The 17,447-nt window shown below is 71.0% G+C and carries 15 protein-coding genes; 11 read left to right on the top strand and 4 right to left on the bottom strand.

The annotated features are described in order from the left end of the window. Window positions 1-2: 2 nt before the first annotated feature. Complete coding sequence (locus BLW43_RS03010) at window positions 3-1,367, bottom strand: glutamine synthetase family protein (protein WP_093248292.1); 1,365 nt, start codon at window positions 1,365-1,367, stop codon at window positions 3-5. Beyond that, on the bottom strand, window positions 1,364-2,359 hold the full coding sequence (gene speB, locus BLW43_RS03005) for an agmatinase (RefSeq protein ID WP_217632090.1): 996 nt from the start codon (window positions 2,357-2,359) through the stop codon (window positions 1,364-1,366). The genes BLW43_RS03010 and speB overlap by 4 nt, the downstream gene beginning before the upstream one ends. A 151-nt stretch (window positions 2,360-2,510) precedes the next feature. Here speB and BLW43_RS03000 point away from each other — a divergent pair, with 151 nt between their 5' ends. Next, complete coding sequence (locus BLW43_RS03000) at window positions 2,511-3,905, top strand: aspartate aminotransferase family protein (protein ID WP_093248290.1); 1,395 nt, start codon at window positions 2,511-2,513, stop codon at window positions 3,903-3,905. Window positions 3,906-4,013: 108 nt separating this feature from the next. Further along, window positions 4,014-4,625 carry a peptide-methionine (S)-S-oxide reductase MsrA gene (msrA, locus tag BLW43_RS02995; RefSeq protein ID WP_093248288.1) on the top strand — a complete coding sequence of 204 codons (612 nt, stop codon included), beginning with the start codon at window positions 4,014-4,016 and terminating at the stop codon, window positions 4,623-4,625. A 58-nt stretch (window positions 4,626-4,683) separates the two neighbouring features. Here msrA and lysM read toward each other — a convergent pair whose 3' ends face one another. After that, entirely contained in the window at window positions 4,684-5,115 is a 432-nt protein-coding gene (gene lysM / locus BLW43_RS02990) for a peptidoglycan-binding protein LysM (protein ID WP_093248286.1), read from the bottom strand. Between the two features lie 136 nt (window positions 5,116-5,251). Here lysM and BLW43_RS02985 point away from each other — a divergent pair, with 136 nt between their 5' ends. After that, window positions 5,252-6,535, top strand: a complete 1,284-nt coding sequence (locus BLW43_RS02985; protein WP_093248284.1) for an NAD(P)/FAD-dependent oxidoreductase — start codon at window positions 5,252-5,254, stop codon at window positions 6,533-6,535. A 62-nt stretch (window positions 6,536-6,597) separates the two neighbouring features. Here the strand turns inward: BLW43_RS02985 and BLW43_RS02980 are convergent, their stop codons facing one another. Next, the gene (locus BLW43_RS02980; protein WP_342741587.1) at window positions 6,598-8,526 is read right to left on the bottom strand and encodes an amidohydrolase; all 1,929 of its coding nucleotides are present in this window, start codon (window positions 8,524-8,526) and stop codon (window positions 6,598-6,600) included. A 224-nt stretch (window positions 8,527-8,750) separates the two neighbouring features. Between BLW43_RS02980 and BLW43_RS02975 the strand changes: the two genes are divergently transcribed. The 8 genes from BLW43_RS02975 (at window position 8,751) to BLW43_RS02940 (ending at window position 17,425) form a co-directional block, all read left to right on the top strand. Next, complete coding sequence (locus BLW43_RS02975) at window positions 8,751-10,025, top strand: ABC transporter substrate-binding protein (protein WP_093248281.1); 1,275 nt, start codon at window positions 8,751-8,753, stop codon at window positions 10,023-10,025. Between the two features lie 76 nt (window positions 10,026-10,101). Continuing rightward, window positions 10,102-11,067 carry a carbohydrate ABC transporter permease gene (locus BLW43_RS02970; RefSeq protein ID WP_093248279.1) on the top strand — a complete coding sequence of 322 codons (966 nt, stop codon included), beginning with the start codon at window positions 10,102-10,104 and terminating at the stop codon, window positions 11,065-11,067. After that, the gene (locus tag BLW43_RS02965; protein WP_093248277.1) at window positions 11,064-11,894 is read left to right on the top strand and encodes a carbohydrate ABC transporter permease; all 831 of its coding nucleotides are present in this window, start codon (window positions 11,064-11,066) and stop codon (window positions 11,892-11,894) included. Before BLW43_RS02970 ends, BLW43_RS02965 begins: the two co-directional genes overlap by 4 nt. A 6-nt stretch (window positions 11,895-11,900) precedes the next feature. Next, window positions 11,901-13,562 carry an alpha-glucosidase gene (locus BLW43_RS02960; RefSeq protein WP_093248275.1) on the top strand — a complete coding sequence of 554 codons (1,662 nt, stop codon included), beginning with the start codon at window positions 11,901-11,903 and terminating at the stop codon, window positions 13,560-13,562. Window positions 13,563-13,584: 22 nt separating this feature from the next. Then, complete coding sequence (locus tag BLW43_RS02955) at window positions 13,585-14,673, top strand: ABC transporter ATP-binding protein (protein WP_093248273.1); 1,089 nt, start codon at window positions 13,585-13,587, stop codon at window positions 14,671-14,673. 289 nt (window positions 14,674-14,962) lie between these two features. Next, window positions 14,963-15,571 carry a glutathione S-transferase family protein gene (locus tag BLW43_RS02950; protein ID WP_093248271.1) on the top strand — a complete coding sequence of 203 codons (609 nt, stop codon included), beginning with the start codon at window positions 14,963-14,965 and terminating at the stop codon, window positions 15,569-15,571. A 68-nt stretch (window positions 15,572-15,639) separates the two neighbouring features. After that, window positions 15,640-16,881, top strand: a complete 1,242-nt coding sequence (locus tag BLW43_RS02945; RefSeq protein WP_093248269.1) for a vWA domain-containing protein — start codon at window positions 15,640-15,642, stop codon at window positions 16,879-16,881. Further along, window positions 16,871-17,425, top strand: coding sequence for a putative glycolipid-binding domain-containing protein (locus tag BLW43_RS02940; RefSeq protein WP_093248268.1), 555 nt, complete (start codon window positions 16,871-16,873; stop codon window positions 17,423-17,425). Before BLW43_RS02945 ends, BLW43_RS02940 begins: the two co-directional genes overlap by 11 nt. Window positions 17,426-17,447: the final 22 nt, after the last annotated feature.

The following is a 17,447-nucleotide window of genomic DNA, read 5'->3' as shown; positions in this document are numbered from 1 at the left end:
GGTCAGATGGTGCGGAGATAGGTGTCGTATTCGACGTCCGTCACCCTCTCCAGCAGCCGCTCCATCTCCTGCCGCTTCATCATCGCGAACACGCGCGCAAACTCCGCGCCGAGCGTGTCGCGGATGAAGTCGGAACTCTCGAAGGCCTCGATTGCGGAGGGCCATGTCGTCGGCAGGGCGCTGCGCGCCTGCGGCTGCGCCTCGCCCTCGGTCGGCTCGCCGGGGTCGGCGGCGGTCTCCAGCCCGCGCAGCACGCCGCCGAGAATGCCGGCGAGCGCCAGATAGGGGTTGGCGTCGGCGCCCGCCACGCGATGCTCGATCCGCGCCGCGCGCCCCGCGAGCGCCGGGCAGCGCACCGCCACGTTGCGGTTGTCGAGGCCCCATGTCGCCAGCCAGGGCGCATAGGAATGCGGCCTCAGCCGGCGGTAGGAGTTCAGGTGCGGCGCGAACAGCAGCGTCGCGTCGGCCATCGTCTCCAGCAGCCCGCCGACAGCGGCGCGCATCGCTGCGTTCGGCGCCGCCATCTCGCCGCTGTCGAACACGCAGCGCCCGTCGGCGTCGATCAGCGAGACGTGGAAATGCTGGCCCGAGCCGGACTGGTCGCCATAGGGCTTGGCCATGAAGCAGGCGTCCACGCCGTGCTTGCGCGCCACGCCCCTGATCGCCCGGCGCAGCATGATCGCGTGATCGGCCGCGGCCAGCGGATCCTCGACATGGGCGAGGTTGATCTCGAACTGGCCGGGGCCGAATTCGGCCGTGGCGGCCTCCGCCGGCGCGCCCAGCGCGATGGCCGCGGCGTCGATCTCGGCCAGCAGTCCGGAGAACGCCGACTTGACGTCGAGCATGTAGACCTGGCTCGCCTCCAGCCGGTCGCCGCCGACGCCAAGCGGCGGGCGGGCGTGGCCGAAATCGTCCGTCTCGCCGTCGACGAGGTAGAACTCCAGCTCCGGCGCCACCACCGCGGTCAGCCCCTTGGCCTTCAGCCGGTCGTTGACGCGGGCGAGCACCTGCCTTGGGTCATAGACGCAGGGCGCGCCGCCGGGCTCGGTCATGGTCATCAGCGCGACCGCGGTGGGCCGCTCGGCCCAGAGGCAGCGGCCGAAGGCGTGCGGGATCGGCCAGCCGACGCCGTCCGGGTCGCCGATGTCGACGGCGATGCCGGCCGCCACGACGTCCTCCGAGGCGATGTCGAGGTTGTAGGTCGACATCGGCATCCGCACCGACCCCTTGGCGAGCTTCTCGATCTGCCGCGCCGGCAGCCACTTGCCGCGCATCACCGCGTTCATGTCGGGGAACACCAGTTCGACGATCTCGACGTCGGGGTTCTCGGCCATGAAGGCGGCGGCGCGGGCGGCGAACATGTTCATGGCCTCCTCGCCGCGAAGCGGGCTCCGGAAGCGTAGAGGCACGCGAGCTCCAGCGCGACCGTCGCCCCGGCCAGCGCGGTGATCTCGGCGTTGTCGTAGGGCGGCGAGACCTCCACGACGTCCATGCCGAGCACGTCGAGCCCCTGCATCGCGCGGATCATCTGGCTGAGCTGGTGCATGAACAGCCCGCCGCAGACCGGCGTGCCGGTGCCCGGCGCCTGCGACGGGTCGAGCGCGTCGATGTCGACGGTCACATAGACCGGGCGGTTTCCGACGCGGGCGCGGATCGCCTCCGCCGCCGCGCGCCAGCCCTGCTCGTGGACCATCAGCGCGTCGAAGACCTGAACGCCCATCGGGTCGTCGTTGGTGGTGCGGATGCCGACCTGAATCGAGGCGGCGGGGTCGATCAGCCCCTCCCGGATCGCGTGATAGAACATCGTGCCGTGGTCGATGCGGCCGTCGTCGGGCCATGTGTCGGTGTGGGCGTCGAACTGCACCAGCGCCAGCGGCCCGCCATGCTTGGCGACATGGGCCTTGAGACTGGGCCAGGTCGTGAAATGGTCGCCGCCCAGAGCCAGGACGCCGGCGCCCTGCTCCAGCACCGAGGCGAGCGCGGCCTCGATCTGGGCGGGCACGGTCTCGGGGCGGCCATGGTCGAACCACACGTCGCCCCAGTCGGCCACGCTCAGCCGCTCGAACGGGTCGAAGGGCGAGGGCCAGGCGCGCGACCAGGCGAGGTTCGTCGAGGCGGCGCGGATCGCGCGCGGCCCCAGCCGGCAGCCGGGGCGGTTCGTCACGGCGGTGTCGAACGGCACGCCGACCACCGCGAGATCGACCCCTTCCAGCGTGCGCGCGTAGCGGCGCCGGCAGAAGCTGAGCGCGCCCGCATACATGTACTCGTCATGGGTCACCGCGTGCGGATCGTCCACGGCGAAGGCGTTGTCACGCCGGCGAAGGGCGGCTTGCTGGGGGGATTCTGGCGGCGTGCTCATCGGTTCGGCTCCGGGCGTTCAGCCCCGACCGATGCACGGGCGGGGCCGCGAAGGCAAGGCGCCGCGGCGCCACGGCGGCTTGACCTGCCCGGCCGCGCATACGAGGTAGGCTCCATCCCACACCCCCAGACACCCGACGGCGGGAGGCCCGATGACCGCTCTCAACCTGCGCACCACCGCCGAGATCCAGGCGTCCGACGCCGCGCATCACTGGCACCCGTTCACCGACACGGCGGAGCTCGCCGCGAAGGGGACGCGCGTGATCTCGTCGGCGCAGGGCTGCTGGCTGACGACCAATGACGGCGACCGCCTGCTCGACGGCATGGCGGGCCTGTGGTGCGTCAACGTAGGCTACGGGCGCGAGGAGATCGTGGAGGCCGTTGCGCGGCAGATGCGCCAGCTTCCCTATTACAACACCTTCTTCCAGTGCACCCATCCGGCCGCGACGGAGTTCGCCGAGGCGCTGTCGGAAGTCTCGCCCGCCCACATGAGCCGCGTGTTCTTCACCAACTCCGGCAGCGAGAGCAACGACACGGTGTTCCGCCTCGCTCGGGTCTACTGGGACTGTCTCGACAAGCCCTCCAAGAAGATGTTCATCGGGCGCAGGAACGCCTATCACGGCTCCAGCGTCATCGGCGCCTCGCTCGGCGGCATGGGCGCGATGCATGCGCAGTCGGGCCTGCCCGTGCCCGGCGTGCACCACATCGGCCAGCCCTACTGGTTCGGCGAGGGCGGAGAGAGCGACCCGGCGGAGTTCGGCCGCGCCCGCGCCCGCGAGCTTGAGGCCGCCATCGACGCGATCGGCGAGGACAACGTCTGCGCCTTCATCGCCGAGCCGATCCAGGGCGCCGGCGGCGTGATCATCCCGCCCGAGACCTACTGGCCGGAGATCAGCCGCATCTGCCGCGAGCGCGAGATCCTGCTGATCGCCGACGAGGTGATCTGCGGCTTCGGGCGCACCGGGAACTGGTGGGGCTCCGACACCTACGCCATCGAGCCCGACCTGATGAGCATCGCGAAGGGCATGACGTCGGGCTACATCCCGATGGGCGGCGTGCTCATCTCTGACCGGGTGGCCGAGGTCGTGGCGCACAAGGCGGGCGAGTTCTACCACGGCTACACCTACAGCGGGCATCCGGCGGCCTGCGCGGCGGGGCTGGCCAACCTGCGCATCCTGCGCGAGGAGAAGCTGGTGGAGCGGGTGAGGGACGATCTGGCCGGCTATCTCGCCAAGGCATGGGCGGGCCTCGCCGATCACCCGATGGTGGGCGAGGCGCGCACGAAGGGTCTGCTCGGCGCGCTGGAGCTGGCGAGCGACAGCGCGGCGCGCACGCGCCTGGCCCCGCTCGACGGCATGGGCGCCGGCGCCCGGTGCCGAGACCTTTGCGTGGAGAACGGGCTGGTGATGCGGGCGGTGGGCGACACCATGATCATCTCGCCGCCGCTGGTCATCTCGCATGGGGAGATCGACGAGCTGGCGGCCCGCGCCCGCAAGGCGCTGGACGGCCTTGCGGACGCCTATGCGCGCAAGGGCGCAGCGGCCTGAGCGGGCCGCATCGCGCGCCTTGCGGCGATTCACCCGCGCGGTGCGGGCGTCGGCGTGGTTCGCCGGTCGCGCCGCGCTATCTGAACGACGGGCGGCGGAGGCGACGGGATGATCAGGCTATTCGCAGCGGCGCTGATGCTGCTGGCGGCTAGGGGCGCGCTGGCGCAGGACGCGGCGCTCGAGGCCGCCATCTTCGCCGGCGGCTGCTTCTGGTGTGTCGAGGCGGATTTCGACAAGGTTTCGGGCGTGGTCGAGACGGTCTCGGGCTACACGGGCGGCTGGGTCGAGAATCCGACCTACCAGGAGGTGACCTATGGCGGGACGGGGCACTCCGAGGCGGTGCGCATCCGCTTCGACCCCGCTCGGGTGAGTTACCCGCGGCTGCTGGAGATCTATTTCCGCACCATCGACCCGTTCGACGACCGGGGCCAGTTCTGCGACCGCGGCCCGTCCTATGCGCCCGCGATCTTCGTCGGCGGGCCCGAGCAGCGGGCGGCGGCGGAGGCTGCGAGGGCGGCGGCGGCCGAGGCGCTCGACGACGAGATCGAGACGCCCATCCGCGATGCCGCGACGTTCTGGCCGGCCGAGGACCATCACCAGAACTACCATGAGACGAACGCGGCGAAATACGGCTTCTATCGCGCCTCCTGCGGGCGCGACCGCCGCATCCGGCGCATCTGGGGCGAGACCCCGGCCGACGCGCTCAGGCGGCTCGGCTGACCTTGCGGCGGAAGGCCGACGGCCCCGCCGGGGCGGGACCGCAGCTCCAGCGCGGTTTTCAGGCGGGAATGCGCAGCTTCTGGCCAGGATAGATCTTGTCAGGGTGCGAGAGCATCGGCTTGTTCGCCTCGAAGATCTTCATGTACTTGTTGCCGTCGCCATACTGCGACTTTGCGATGCCGGAGAGCGTGTCGCCCTTCTTCACCTCGTAGAACGCCGATTCCGGCTCCGGCGCGGCGACCGTGACGACGTCTTCGACCGTCGCGACGCCCTCGATGTTGCCGACGGCGAGGATCGCCTTCTCGCGCTCCTCCTGCGTGGCGGCGGCGCCGCTCAGCACCACCTTGTCGCCCTCGATCGCGACGTCGAACTTGGAGGCGTCGACGCCTGCGCCGGCGATCTCCTCCTTGAGCTTCTCCGGCTCGGCGGCTTCGGCCGAGCCGCCGAATATGGACTTTCCTGCATCCTTGAGAAAACTGAACAGACCCATGTCGGTCTCCCTATTGCGATCGCCATTCGCGGCGACGTCCACCTGACGCGGCCGACACTAGGCGCGGTCTCGCCGCCGCGCCATCGCCCTGACGCCCTGCGGCGATCCGCCGTAAACCTGGAGCGCCGCCGAGCCCATGAACCATCTCTTCGCCAACGACCTCCCCGGCGCGCACGCGCCCTCCTGGTACGCCGCCACGGCGAACCCGGCGCCAGAACGGCCGGAGCTTCGCGGCGAAACGCGGGCGGACGTGTGCGTGGTGGGCGGCGGCTACGCCGGGCTTTCGGCGGCGCTGCATCTGGCGCAGGCCGGGCTCGACGTGGTCGTGATCGACGCGCACCGGATGGGCTGGGGCGCGTCGGGGCGCAACGGAGGGCAGCTCAGCCACGGGCCGCGCACCGACATCCGGACCTACGAGAAAACGGTGGGGCCGGAGGACGCGCGCAGGATATGGGCGATCTCGACCGAGGCCACCGCGCTGGTGAAGCGGTTGGTCGCCGAGCACGCCATCGCCTGCGACCTCGCGCCGGGACACCTGGAGGCCGCCTGCCGGCCAGCGCACCTGCGCGACTTCGAGGCCTACGCCGAGCACGCCGCGACGCGCTACGGCCATCCGTCGATCCGCGCCCTCGGGCGCGACGAGATGCGCGCCCGCGTCGCCTCGCCGGGCTATCATGGCGGGCTGGAGGACGGCGAGGGCGGCCATCTGCACCCGCTCAACTTCGCGCTCGGCCTCGCCGCCGCGGCGGAGGCAGCCGGCGCGCGGCTGCACGAGCGCACGCTCGCGACGCGCCTGGAGGAGGGCAGGGTCGAGACGGCGGCAGGGGCCGTGACGGCGGACTGGGTGATCGTCGCCGCCAACGGCTATCTCTGTCGGCTGGAGCGCGGCGCGGCGGCGCGGGTCATGCCGATCAACAACTTCATCGTCGCGACCGAGCCGCTCGACGGCGCGGCGCTCATCCCGGGGCGCGAATGCGTCGCCGACAGCCGCTTCGTGCTCAACTATTTCCGGCTGACGCCCGACGACCGGCTGCTGTTCGGCGGCGGCGAGACCTATTCGCAGCGGTTTCCCGACGACGTCGCCGCGCTGGTGCGGCGGCCGCTCGCGAAGGTCTTCCCGCAACTGCGCGACGTCAGGATCGATCACGCCTGGGGCGGCACGCTGGCGATCACCGCCGCCCGCGCGCCGCTGTTCCGCAGGGCGGGGACGCGGACGCTGGTGATCGGCGGATGGTCCGGCGCCGGCGTCCACATGGCCACCATGGGCGGCGCCGTCGCGGCGGAGGCGGTGCGCGGCGCGCTCGACCGCTGGGACGTGCTGGCGCGCGTCCCCTGCCCGCCCTTCCCCGGCGGCGACCGGCTCCGGCCGGCGCTGCTGGCGCTCGCGATGACGTGGTACGCCCTGCGGGACCGTCTCTGAGCGGCGGGTTCGAGCGGCGCCGGCTGGGTTCTCCCACGCGGCGCCGCCGCGCGCCCCGCGCCTCAGCGCGCCGCGGCCGACAGGGCGAGCGCGTCGGACAGGACGCCGGCGACGCAGGCGGCGTCATGCGGGCCGGCCGCCGCCGCGCGGCGCATCGCCCGCGCCAGCGGCCCGCCGCCAAGTCCGGCGGCGTCGCGCGCAGCCGCCGCGCCGCGCAGGAAAGCGGCGAACGGGTCGGCGCCGTCGCGCCCCGGGCGGAACCCCAGCGCGCCGCGCCGGTCCGCCGGCGGCGGCGCGGCGAAGATGGTGCGGCCGGCCTTGATCGTCTCGACGACGCGCAGGGCGTCGAGCGTCTCGGGGTCCACCGCGGTCGGGTCGCCGGACAGCACCACGAGGTCGGCGAGCTTGCCGGGCGCGAGCGAGCCCTTCCGGTCCTCATCGAAATGCTGGAACGCGGGCCAGATCGTCATCGCCTTGAGCGCGGTGATCACGTCCACGCGCTGGTCGGGGCCGATGACGTCGCCCGAGCGCGAGCGCCGCGTCACCGTCGCGTCGAGCACCCGCATCGAGTCCGGGAAGGCCACCGGCGCGTCATGGTGGGTGGAGAACATCGCGCCGCGCGCGCGGTACCAGCCGGTGGGCGAGATGTCGTCGACCAGCGCCGGACCGACGGTGCGCTCGCGGTGCCAGTCGCCCCAGTAGAACGTGTGCATCGGAAACAGGGACGGAAACACCCCAAGCGCCACGAAGGCGTCGACCTGGTCCTCGCGCTGGAACTGGCCGTGGATCAGGACCGGCCGGCGGTCGGCCCGGCCATGCGCGGCGGTCGCGGTGCGGATCGCGGCGATCAGCAGGTCGGCGGCGCCCTCGCCGTTGGCGTGCGTCAGCAGTTGGATGTCGGCGCCGAACGCCCAGTCCACCGCGTCGAACACCTGCTCCGGCGTCACCGCGGCGTAGCCGCGGTAGTCGGCCCGCAAGCCCGAAGGCGGGGCGTGATAGGGACGGTCGCGCAGCGCGGTGAAGCCTTGCGGCGAGCCGTCGATGGTCAGCTTCGCGCCGCCGACCCGGAAGCCGTGCGCGTAGTCGCGCGAGACCGCGCCGGCGATGAAGTCGCGGTCGAGCAGCACGTCGGGATAGGCGACCACGTCGATGGCGAGGCCCTCCTCGCGCGCGACCGCCTGCATCAGCCGGGCGGCGCCCGGAGTGGCGCGGCCCTCCTGCGCGGTGGTGTAGCCGAACGAGGCGATCAGCTCGGTCCCGGCGCGGAAGATCGCGCGGCCCGCATCGGCGTCGAGCTCGCCGATCAGCCGCATCAGCGCGGCGAAATGGGCGGCCTCCTCCAGCACGCCGTCCGGCTGGCCGTCGCCGCGGCGCCGGATCACGCCGCCCGCGGGATCGACGCTGGCGGCGTCGACGCCCGCCGCCGCCAGCGCCGCGCTGTTGGCGACGCCGATATGGCCCGACTGGTGGATCACGTAGACCGGCGTCTCGGTCGAGACGGCGTCCAGCGCCTCGCGCGTGGGGTGGCGCAGTTCGGCGAGCTGGGCGTCGTCATAGCCGAAGCCGAGGATCAGGCCGGCGCGCGCCACCCGCTCGGGGTGGGCCGCGGCCCAATCGCCGAGCGTCGCCTGAAGCGCCGCGATATCCGTCACCGACCCGTCGGGCGGCGCGAGAAGGTTCGCCGACAAGGCCTGCAGCCCGATCGCGAAGACATGTCCGTGCGCGTCCACGAAGCCCGGCAGCATCGTGCGGCCGGCGAGGTCGATCATCCGGGTGCCGGCGCCGCGATGGGTCGCCACCGAAGCCTCGGAACCGACGGCGAGGATCACCCCGCCCTTCTCGGCGAGCGCCTCGGCGCGCATCGCGCCGTCCTCCATGGTCAGGATCGGCCCGCCGAACCAGATGCGGTCGGCGATTTCCTGCGCGGCGGCCGGCGTGGCCGCCAGCATGGCGAGCAGCGCGATAATCGGTGTGCGCAGCGGTCCGTCCACCCCGGTGGCCTCCCTCCAGCCCTCGCGCCATGCGGCGCCGTCGCGCGAGCGTGGCCGATGCCGGACGCCGCCGCAGTCTGCCGCACCGGCGACGCCGGGACAAGGCTGGAACCGGTTCACCCCTTGGGGTTGACCCGGTGCGGCGCCTCTGTAGGTTGATAAGCAACACGAAAGACGCGCCCATCGACCAGCGGGCGCGCGACCGACCGGGAGAGGAGAAGTCCATGAAACCCGCATCGTTCGCGGCCGCCGCGGCCGTATTCGTCGCCGGCGCGTCCGCCGCGCCCCTTGCCGCCGAAGCTGCGGACCTGTCGATTTCCTGCGGGGCCGTCGGCGCCGAACTCGCGCTCTGCGAGGAAGGGGTGAGGGCGTGGGAGGCGGAGACCGGCCACAGCGTCACGGTGGTCTCGACGCCGAACTCCACGACCGAGCGTCTGGCGCTTTATCAGCAACTTCTCGCCGCCGGCGCGAAGGATATCGACGTGTTCCAGATCGACGTGATCTGGCCAGGCATCCTCGGCGCGCACTTCATCGACCTGTCGCAGTATTCGGACGGCGCCGAGGACGGGCACTTCCCGGCGATCATCGCCAACAACACGGTGGACGGCGCGCTCAAGGCGATGCCGTGGTACACTGACGCCGGCGTGCTCTATTACCGCCGCGACCTGCTGGAGAAGCATGGTCGCGACGTGCCCGAGACGTGGGAAGACCTCACCGAGACGGCGAAGCTCGTGATGGACGCCGAGCGCGCCGCGGGCGACGACGACATCTGGGGCTTCGTCTTCCAGGGCCGGGCCTATGAGGGTCTGACCTGCGACGCGCTGGAGTGGCTGCACGCCTACCGCGGCGGCACGATCGTCGACGGGAACGGCGACATCACGGTGAACAATCCGCAGGCGGTCAGGGCGCTCGACCTCGCCGGAAGCTGGGTCGGCGAGATCACCCCGGAGGGCGTGCTGAACTACGCCGAGGAGGAGGCGCGGGGCGTGTTCCAGTCGGGCAACGCCGTGTTCATGCGCAACTGGCCCTATGCGTGGTCGCTCGCCAACTCCGACGACAGCCCGATCAAGGGCAAGGTGGGCGTCGTGGCGCTGCCGAAGGGCGGCGAAGAGGGCCAGTACACCGGCACGCTGGGCGGCTGGCAGCTCGCTGTATCGCGCTACTCGGCCAATCCCGAGATCGCCGCCGACCTCGTGATGTATCTGACCTCCTACAAGGAGCAGAAGCGCCGGGCGATCAAGGCGTCCTACAACCCGACCATCGCCGAGCTCTATCGGGACGAGGAGGTGCTCGCCGCCGTGCCGTTCTTCGGCGACCTCTACGACACCTTCACGAATGCGGTGGCGCGCCCCTCGCGCGTGACCGGCGAGAAGTACAACCGCGTGTCGAGCGCGTTCTGGAACGCCGCCCACAACGTGCTGAGCGGCCGCTCCGACGCGCAGTCGGCGCTCGCCGCGCTGGAGGGCGAGCTGAACGGGGTCAAGCGCCGCGGCTGGTGACGCGACGCGACCGATAACGGCCCCGGGCGGCGCAAGATCGCCCGGGGCGCGCGGCCTTGGGGGGGGAGACGCGACGATGGCCGAAGCCGCGAACCTGCACGCCGCCGCGCCAGAACGGGCGCGGACAGGCGGCGAAGGCAGCGAACTTTCACGCGCGAAGGTGCGCTCGGCGCTGCTGTTTCTGGCGCCCATGGTGGTGGTGCTGTTTCTCGTGGCCGGCTGGCCGCTGATCCGCACCATCTGGTTCAGCTTCACCGACGCCAGCCTGTCGGACATCGGCAACTACGGCTTCGTCGGCGTCGACAATTTCTACAACAGCGAATGGGGCGGCCTGCTGTCCGACGCGAACTGGTGGACCGCGGTCTGGAACACGCTCTACTTCACCTTCGTTTCGGTCAGCCTGGAGACGGTCCTCGGCATGATCGTGGCGCTGGCGCTGAACGTGAAGTTCCCCGGCCGCGGCTGGGTGCGCGCCGCCATCCTCATTCCCTGGGCGATCCCGACCATCGTGAGCGCCAAGATGTGGGGCTGGATGCTGCACGACCAGTTCGGGATGCTCAACGACCTCGGCATGACGCTCGGCCTGCTCGCGGAGCCGGTGGCGTGGACCGCCAGCCCAGACACCGCGATGCTCGCCGTCATCATCGTGGACGTCTGGAAGACGACGCCCTTCATGGCGCTGCTGATCCTCGCCGGCCTGCAGATGCTGCCCAGCGACTGCTACGAGGCCGCGCGGGTGGACGGGGTGCACCCGGTGCGGGTGTTCTTCAAGGTCACGCTGCCGCTCGTCTATCCGGCGGTGATGGTGGCGGTGATCTTCCGCGCGCTGGACAGCTTGCGCATCTTCGACCTGATCTATGTGCTCACGTCGAACTCGCAGGACACCATGACGATGTCGGTCTACGCCCGGCAGCAGCTGGTGGACTTCCAGGACGTCGGCTACGGCTCCGCCGCCTCGACCATGCTGTTTCTCATCATCGCGGCGCTGACGCTGGCCACCATCACCATCGGCAAGGTGAAGCTGGGGGGAGACCCGCGATGAGCCATTGGAGCCTCCCCAGCAAGCTGGGCTTCGTCGTGCTGCTGGCCGCGATCGCGATCTTCGCGGTGTTCCCATTCTACTACGCCATCGTCTCCAGCACGAAGGCGCCGTCAGAGCTGTTCGACGTCACCTATCTGCCCGGCTTCGACTTCACCAACTATGCGGCGGTGTTCCGCGAGCAACCCTTTGCGCGCAACATCTTCAACTCGGTGTTCGTCGCGGTGGTGGTGGTCGTGCTGTCGCTGGGCCTCGGCGTCACGGCGGCCTTCGCGCTGGGGCGGGTCCACTTCCGCGGCCGCGGCGCGCTGCTGCTCACGGTGCTGTCGGTGTCGATGTTCCCGCAGGTGGCGGTGCTGTCGGGGATGTTCGAGCTGATCCGCGCGCTCGGCGTCTACAACTCGCTGACCGGGCTGATCCTCGCCAACCTGATCCTCACCCTGCCCTTCACCGTCTGGGTGCTGACCACCTTCATGCGCGAGCTGCCCAAGGAGCTTGAGGAGGCGGCTTACGTCGACGGGGCGACGCCCCTGATCGTGGTGCGAAAAGTGTTCCTGCCGATCATGGGGCCGGCGCTGGCGACCACCGGCCTGCTCGCGTTCATCGCGGCGTGGAACGAGTTCCTGTTCGCGCTGACATTCACGCTGTCCAACGAGATGCGCACGGTGCCGGTGGCGATCGCGCTCATCACCGGGGCGTCGCAGTACGAGCTGCCCTGGGGCAACATCATGGCGGCCTCGGTGATCGTCACCGTGCCGCTGATCGTTCTGGTGCTGATCTTCCAGCGCAAGATCGTGTCCGGCCTGACCGCCGGCGCCGTCAAGGGATAGACCGCGATGTTCGTGCCTCCCGCGCCTGCGGACGCGAACGCCCCGCGCCAGCTCGGCGGAGACCCCGACTGGTGGCGCGGCGGCGTCATCTACCAGATCTACCCGCGCAGCTTCCTCGACATGAACGGCGACGGCGTCGGCGACCTCGCTGGCGTCGCCGCGCGGCTCGACTACATCGCCAGCCTAGGCGTCGACGCGATCTGGATCTCGCCGTTCTTCACCTCGCCGATGAAGGATTTCGGCTACGATGTCGCCGACTATCGCGATGTCGACCCGATGTTCGGCACGCTGGAGGATTTCGACGCCCTGCTCGACGGCGCCCACCGCCGCGGCGTCCGCGTGATGCTCGACCTCGTGCTGTCGCACACCTCCGACAAGCACCCGTGGTTCCAGGAGAGCCGGATCGACCGGCGCAACGCGCGCCATGACTGGTACGTATGGGCGGACCCTGAGCCCGACGGCACGCCGCCGACCAACTGGCTGAGCATCTTCGGCGGCTCGGCGTGGGAATGGGAGTCGCGCCGGCGGCAGTACTACCTGCACAACTTCCTCACCAGCCAGCCCGACCTGAACTTCCACAATCCCGACGTCCAGGAGGCGATGCTCGACGTCGCGCGGTTCTGGCTGGAGCGCGGCGTCGACGGCTTCCGCCTCGACACCGCCAACATGTACTTCCACGACGCCGAGCTGCGGAACAATCCGCCCATCGCGCCGGGCATGTCGGTCAACGGCATTCCCGAGCAGAACCCGTATTCGATGCAGCAGCCGCTCTACAACATCAACCGGCCCGAGAATCTCGGCTTCATGGAGCGGCTGCGCGCGCTGATGGACCGCTACCCCGGGACGGCGAGCGTCGGCGAGGTCGGCGCCGTCACCAACATGTACAAGGCGCTGGAGGACTACACCGCGCCCGGCCGGCTGCACATGGCCTACAGCTTCGACTACCTCAACGACAGCTACTCGGCCGCGCATGTCCGGCGCGTCTCCGAAGGCATGGCGCGGCAGCCGGACAACTGGCCGTCCTGGGCGTTCTCCAACCATGACAACATGCGCGTGCTGAGCCGATGGCGCCTCTCGCAGGACCCGCGCCGCGCCGGGCCGATGCTGACCGCGCTGCTGACGTCCTTGCGCGGCTCGCCCTGCCTCTATCAGGGCGAGGAGCTGGCGCTGACCGAAGCCGTGGTGCCCTTCGAGCTGCTGCAGGACCCCTACGGCATCCGCTTCTGGCCCGACTTCAAGGGCCGCGACGGCTGCCGCACGCCGATGCCATGGTCGGCGTCGGCGGCCCATGGCGGCTTCTCCGACGGCCAGCCCTGGCTGCCGATGCCGCCGGACCATCTCGACCGCGCCGTGGACCTCCAGCACCGCGACCCGGTCTCGCCGCTCAATCGCGTGCGGGCCTTCCTGAAATGGCGGCGCGGGCAGCCCGCGCTGCTCAAGGGCGACATCGCCTTCCACGACGCGCCGGAGCCGGTGGTCGCGTTCAGCCGCCGGCATGACGGGAGCAGCCTGCTCTGCGTCTTCAACCTGGGCGCGGGCGCGGCGAGCTTCGACACCGGCGGCTTCGGGCCGATGAGCCCGCTCGGCGGGCACGGCTTCGGCGGCGCGATGGAGGGGGCCGGAGCGCGGCTCGGCCCCTTCGACGCCTTCTTCGCGGCATACCAATAAACAGAACGACGGGGAGTGAGTGATGGCCGAGGTTCTGCTGAAGAACGTCCGAAAATCCTTCGGCAAGGTCGAGACGATCCACGGCGTGAACCTCGAGATCCGCGACCGCGAGTTCGTCGTGTTCGTCGGCCCCTCGGGCTGCGGCAAGTCCACCCTGCTGCGTCTCATCGCCGGGCTGGAGGACATCACGAGCGGCGATTTGCTGATCGACGGCAAGCGCGTGAACGCCCTGCCGCCGGCGAAGCGTGGCATCTCGATGGTTTTCCAGAGCTATGCGCTCTACCCGCACATGACGGTGTTCGAGAACATCGCCTTCGGGCTGCGGCTCGCCGGCGGCGGCGACGACGCGGTGAAGCAGGCGGTGGAGAAGGCCGCGGGCATCCTCGAACTCACGCCCCTGCTCGACCGGCTGCCAAAGGACCTGTCGGGCGGCCAGCGCCAGCGCGTCGCGATCGGCCGCGCCATCGTTCGCGACCCCAAGGTGTTCCTGTTCGACGAGCCGCTCTCCAACCTCGACGCGGCGCTGAGGGTGCAGACCCGCATCGAGATCGCCAAGCTGCACCAGGACATGGCGGCGACCATGATCTACGTCACGCATGATCAGGTCGAGGCGATGACGCTGGCCGACAAGATCGTGGTGCTGCGCGCTGGCGAGGTGGAGCAGGTCGGCGCGCCGCTGAGGCTCTACCATCACCCCCGCAACCTGTTCGTCGCGGGTTTCATCGGCTCGCCCCAGATGAATTTCATCAAGACCCGTGCGACGGGAACGGGACCGGACGGCGTGCGCTGCGCCCTTCCCGGCGGCGGCGAAGTGACCGCACGGGTCTCGGCGGAGGGGGTCGTCGAGGGTGAGCCGGTCACTCTGGGGATCAGGCCCGAGCACATGGGCGCGGCGAACGGCGGCGTCGGAGTCGAGGGCAAGGTCGACGTGGTGGAGCAGCTGGGCGAGAGCCATCTCATGCATGTCGTTCTGCCGGACGGCCAGCGGATGATCGCCCGCGCCCCCGGCGACGCGCAGGCGCGCGAGGGCGGACAGGCGGTGCTCGGGCTCGACGGCGCGCTCTGCCACCTGTTCCGCGACGACGGCCTCGCCTGCGCGCGGCTGAGCTGAGGCCGTCGCCGATCCGTCGCAGTTGACGCAGAGCCGCGACCGGGTATCGTTTCGGCCAGCGCTGCTTGCTCATGCGGGCTTAAGGACTAAGTAACATGTCGGGTGGACGCTTGTCAGATGCTGTCCGTGGGAAGGGAGCTGCGTTGTGAAAAAGATCCTCGAGGCCCTCGCCGAGTTTCTCGATGACCTTCTGCCGTCGCCCGCGCCTCAGCCGATCCCCGTAAGGGTCAAGTCGCGCGAGCGTCGCTGACGCCCACCGTAGAGCGAATCTCCCAATCCGGCGCGGACGATGCTCAGACTTGTCGGTCATCCGCGATCTCGCGCCATGCGCGTGCTCTGGATGCTTGAGGAACTCGGCGAGAGCTGCGACTACGACCCCGCCCTGCCCCGCTCCGAAACAGCCTTCGCGGTGAATGACGCTGGGAAGATCCCGGTGCTGGTCGTGGATGGCGAGGCGATAACCGATTCGGTCGCGATCGTGCAGTATCTGGCGGATCGCGCCGGCGCGCTGACCGCGCCCGCCGGAACGCTGGCGCGCGCGCGTCAGGACAGTTTCACCCAGTTCTGCGTCGACGAGATCGAGGGCGCGCTGTGGACCGCGGGCAAGCACAGCTTCGCGCTGCCGGAGGCCCTGCGCGTGCCCGCGGTGAAGGAGACCTGCCGCGCCGAGTTCGCCCGCGCGATGGAGACGCTGGAGCGCCGTCTGGGCGACGCGCCCTTCGTCACCGGCGACGCCTTCACGGTGCCCGACCTGCTGCTCGGCCACTGCGCCGGCTGGGCCGAGAGCGCGAAGTTCGATCTGCCGGGCGGCAGCGTCGGCGCCTATCTCGGCCGCGTGCGGGCGCGCCCGGCGCTCGCTGCGGCGATGAACCGGGGCGCGGCCGCCATCGCGGCCTGACCTGCCCGGCCCTTGCGCCGCAACGTCGGCGCGACCAAGACTCCGAGCCTCAGCGGGCGGAGAAGCCGATGGCCGAAATTGCGATCCCCAAGAACGGCCGGCTGGGCGAGAATATCGTCCACTTCGCCCGCGCCCTGCGCGCCGCGGGGCTGCCGGTGGGTCCGGGCCGCGTGACCGAGGCGATCCGCGCCGTCGAGGCGGCCGGCTTCGACAGCCGCGAGGACTTCTATCACACGCTCGCCGCCTGCTTCGTCTCCCGCCCCGAGCACCGCGCCGTGTTCGCCGCGACCTTCGGCCTGTTCTGGCGCGACCCCGCCTTCATCGAGCGCATGATGGCCTCGCTGATGCCGCAGATGCGCGCGCCGCCGCGCGACCGCGAGAAGCAGGCCGGCGAGATGCGCGCCATGGAGGCGCTGATGCAGGGCGCGCGCAAGCCGCCGCCCCCGCCGCCGGAGGATGGCGAGGAGATCGAGATCGACGCCACCCTAGCCTTCTCGGGCGAAGAGCGGCTGCGCGCGCGCGACTTCGACCAGATGAGCGCCGACGAGGCGCAGGCGGCGCGGCTGGCGATCGCCCGCATCGCCCTGCCCGTGCAGCCGATCGCGTCGCGCCGCACCCGCGCCAGCGCGCGCGGGCGCATCGCCGACTGGCGCGGCACGGTGCGCGCGGCCATGCGCCACGGCGAGATCCGCGACCTCGCCCGGCGCGAGCGCCGCCAGCGCTGGCCCTCGCTCGTGGCGCTCTGCGACATCTCCGGCTCGATGGCGACCTACAGCCGGATGCTGCTGCACTTCCTGCATGGCGCCTCCAACGCGAAGGGGGCCGGCTGGGCGCATGTCCACAGCTTCACCTTCGGCACGCGGCTCACCAACGTCACGCGCCACCTGCACCGCCGCGACGCCGACGAGGCGCTGAAGCGCGCCGGACGCGAGGCGCAGGACTGGGAGGGCGGCACGCGCATCGGGGCCTGCCTGCACGCCTTCAACCGCGACTGGTCGCGCCGGGTGCTGGGCCAGGGCGCCGTCGTGCTGCTGATCACCGACGGGCTGGACCGGGAGGACCCCGCCATCCTCGCCAGGGAGGCGGAGCGGCTGCGCCTGTCCTGCCGCAAGCTGATCTGGCTCAACCCGCTGCTGCGCTGGGACGGCTTCGCGCCGCGCGCGGGCGGGGTGCGGGCGCTGCTGCCGAACGTGGACAGTTTTCGCGCGGCGCACAGCATCGACAGCATCGCCGCCCTGGCCTCGGCGCTGACCCGGCCCGACGACGTCGGCGAGAAGGCGCGGCTGATGCGGATGCTCGATGAGGGCTGAGCGCACCGTCCTGTGGCGGCGGCTCGACGCGCCGGGCGCGGACGCCTGCCGCATCAGCGCCGGCCCCGACGACCTCGTGCTGGAGGGCGTCGCGGTGTGGCGCGAGAACGGCGAGAACGCGCGCATGGCCTATTGCGTGACATGCGACCGCGACGGCGGCTCACGCGCCGCGCTGGTCGAAGGCTGGGTCGGCGGGCGCGACCTCCGCTTCGAGATCGCCCGCGGACCGGAGGGCTGGACCGTCGACGGCGCCGCGACCGATGCGCCGCCCGACGCGCTGGACGTCGATCTCGGCTTCACCCCGGCGACCAACACCGTCGCCCTCCGCCGGATGGGGCTGGCTGTGGGCGCGGCGGGCGGCGGCGTCGCGGCGTGGCTCGACCCGCGCGACTGGCGGCTGAAGCCGCTGCGTCAGCGCTATGCGCGCGAGGCGGAGGACGTCTACCGCTACGATTCGCCCGACAACGGCTACACGGCCCGCCTGCGGGTGGATGAGCACGGCGTCGTCGCCCTCTATCCCGAGCTTTGGCGGCTGGAGGGCTGAGGCGCGTCTCCCGCCGCCGGCT

Origin of the sequence: Rubrimonas cliftonensis, from assembly GCF_900107585.1 — a bacterium.
Classification (GTDB): Bacteria; Pseudomonadota; Alphaproteobacteria; order Rhodobacterales; family Rhodobacteraceae; genus Rubrimonas; species Rubrimonas cliftonensis.
Note: the sequence above shows the minus strand (reverse complement) of the source record. Positions and strands in the feature narration are given on the sequence as shown.

Excerpts from the sequence above, each read along its gene's own strand:
- BLW43_RS02955 (WP_093248273.1), top strand. The coding sequence starts at position 13,585 with ATGGCCGAGGTTCTGCTGAAGAACGTCCGAAAATCCTTCGGCAAGGTC.
- lysM (WP_093248286.1), bottom strand. The coding sequence starts at position 5,115 with ATGGGTCTGTTCAGTTTTCTCAAGGATGCAGGAAAGTCCATATTCGGC.
- BLW43_RS02960 (WP_093248275.1), top strand. The coding sequence starts at position 11,901 with ATGTTCGTGCCTCCCGCGCCTGCGGACGCGAACGCCCCGCGCCAGCTC.
- BLW43_RS02985 (WP_093248284.1), top strand. The coding sequence starts at position 5,252 with ATGAACCATCTCTTCGCCAACGACCTCCCCGGCGCGCACGCGCCCTCC.
- BLW43_RS02950 (WP_093248271.1), top strand. The coding sequence starts at position 14,963 with ATGCTCAGACTTGTCGGTCATCCGCGATCTCGCGCCATGCGCGTGCTC.
- BLW43_RS02945 (WP_093248269.1), top strand. The coding sequence starts at position 15,640 with ATGGCCGAAATTGCGATCCCCAAGAACGGCCGGCTGGGCGAGAATATC.
- BLW43_RS02975 (WP_093248281.1), top strand. The coding sequence starts at position 8,751 with ATGAAACCCGCATCGTTCGCGGCCGCCGCGGCCGTATTCGTCGCCGGC.
- BLW43_RS03000 (WP_093248290.1), top strand. The coding sequence starts at position 2,511 with ATGACCGCTCTCAACCTGCGCACCACCGCCGAGATCCAGGCGTCCGAC.
- BLW43_RS03010 (WP_093248292.1), bottom strand. The coding sequence starts at position 1,367 with ATGAACATGTTCGCCGCCCGCGCCGCCGCCTTCATGGCCGAGAACCCC.
- msrA (WP_093248288.1), top strand. The coding sequence starts at position 4,014 with ATGATCAGGCTATTCGCAGCGGCGCTGATGCTGCTGGCGGCTAGGGGC.
- speB (WP_217632090.1), bottom strand. The coding sequence starts at position 2,359 with ATGAGCACGCCGCCAGAATCCCCCCAGCAAGCCGCCCTTCGCCGGCGT.
- BLW43_RS02970 (WP_093248279.1), top strand. The coding sequence starts at position 10,102 with ATGGCCGAAGCCGCGAACCTGCACGCCGCCGCGCCAGAACGGGCGCGG.
- BLW43_RS02940 (WP_093248268.1), top strand. The coding sequence starts at position 16,871 with ATGAGGGCTGAGCGCACCGTCCTGTGGCGGCGGCTCGACGCGCCGGGC.
- BLW43_RS02965 (WP_093248277.1), top strand. The coding sequence starts at position 11,064 with ATGAGCCATTGGAGCCTCCCCAGCAAGCTGGGCTTCGTCGTGCTGCTG.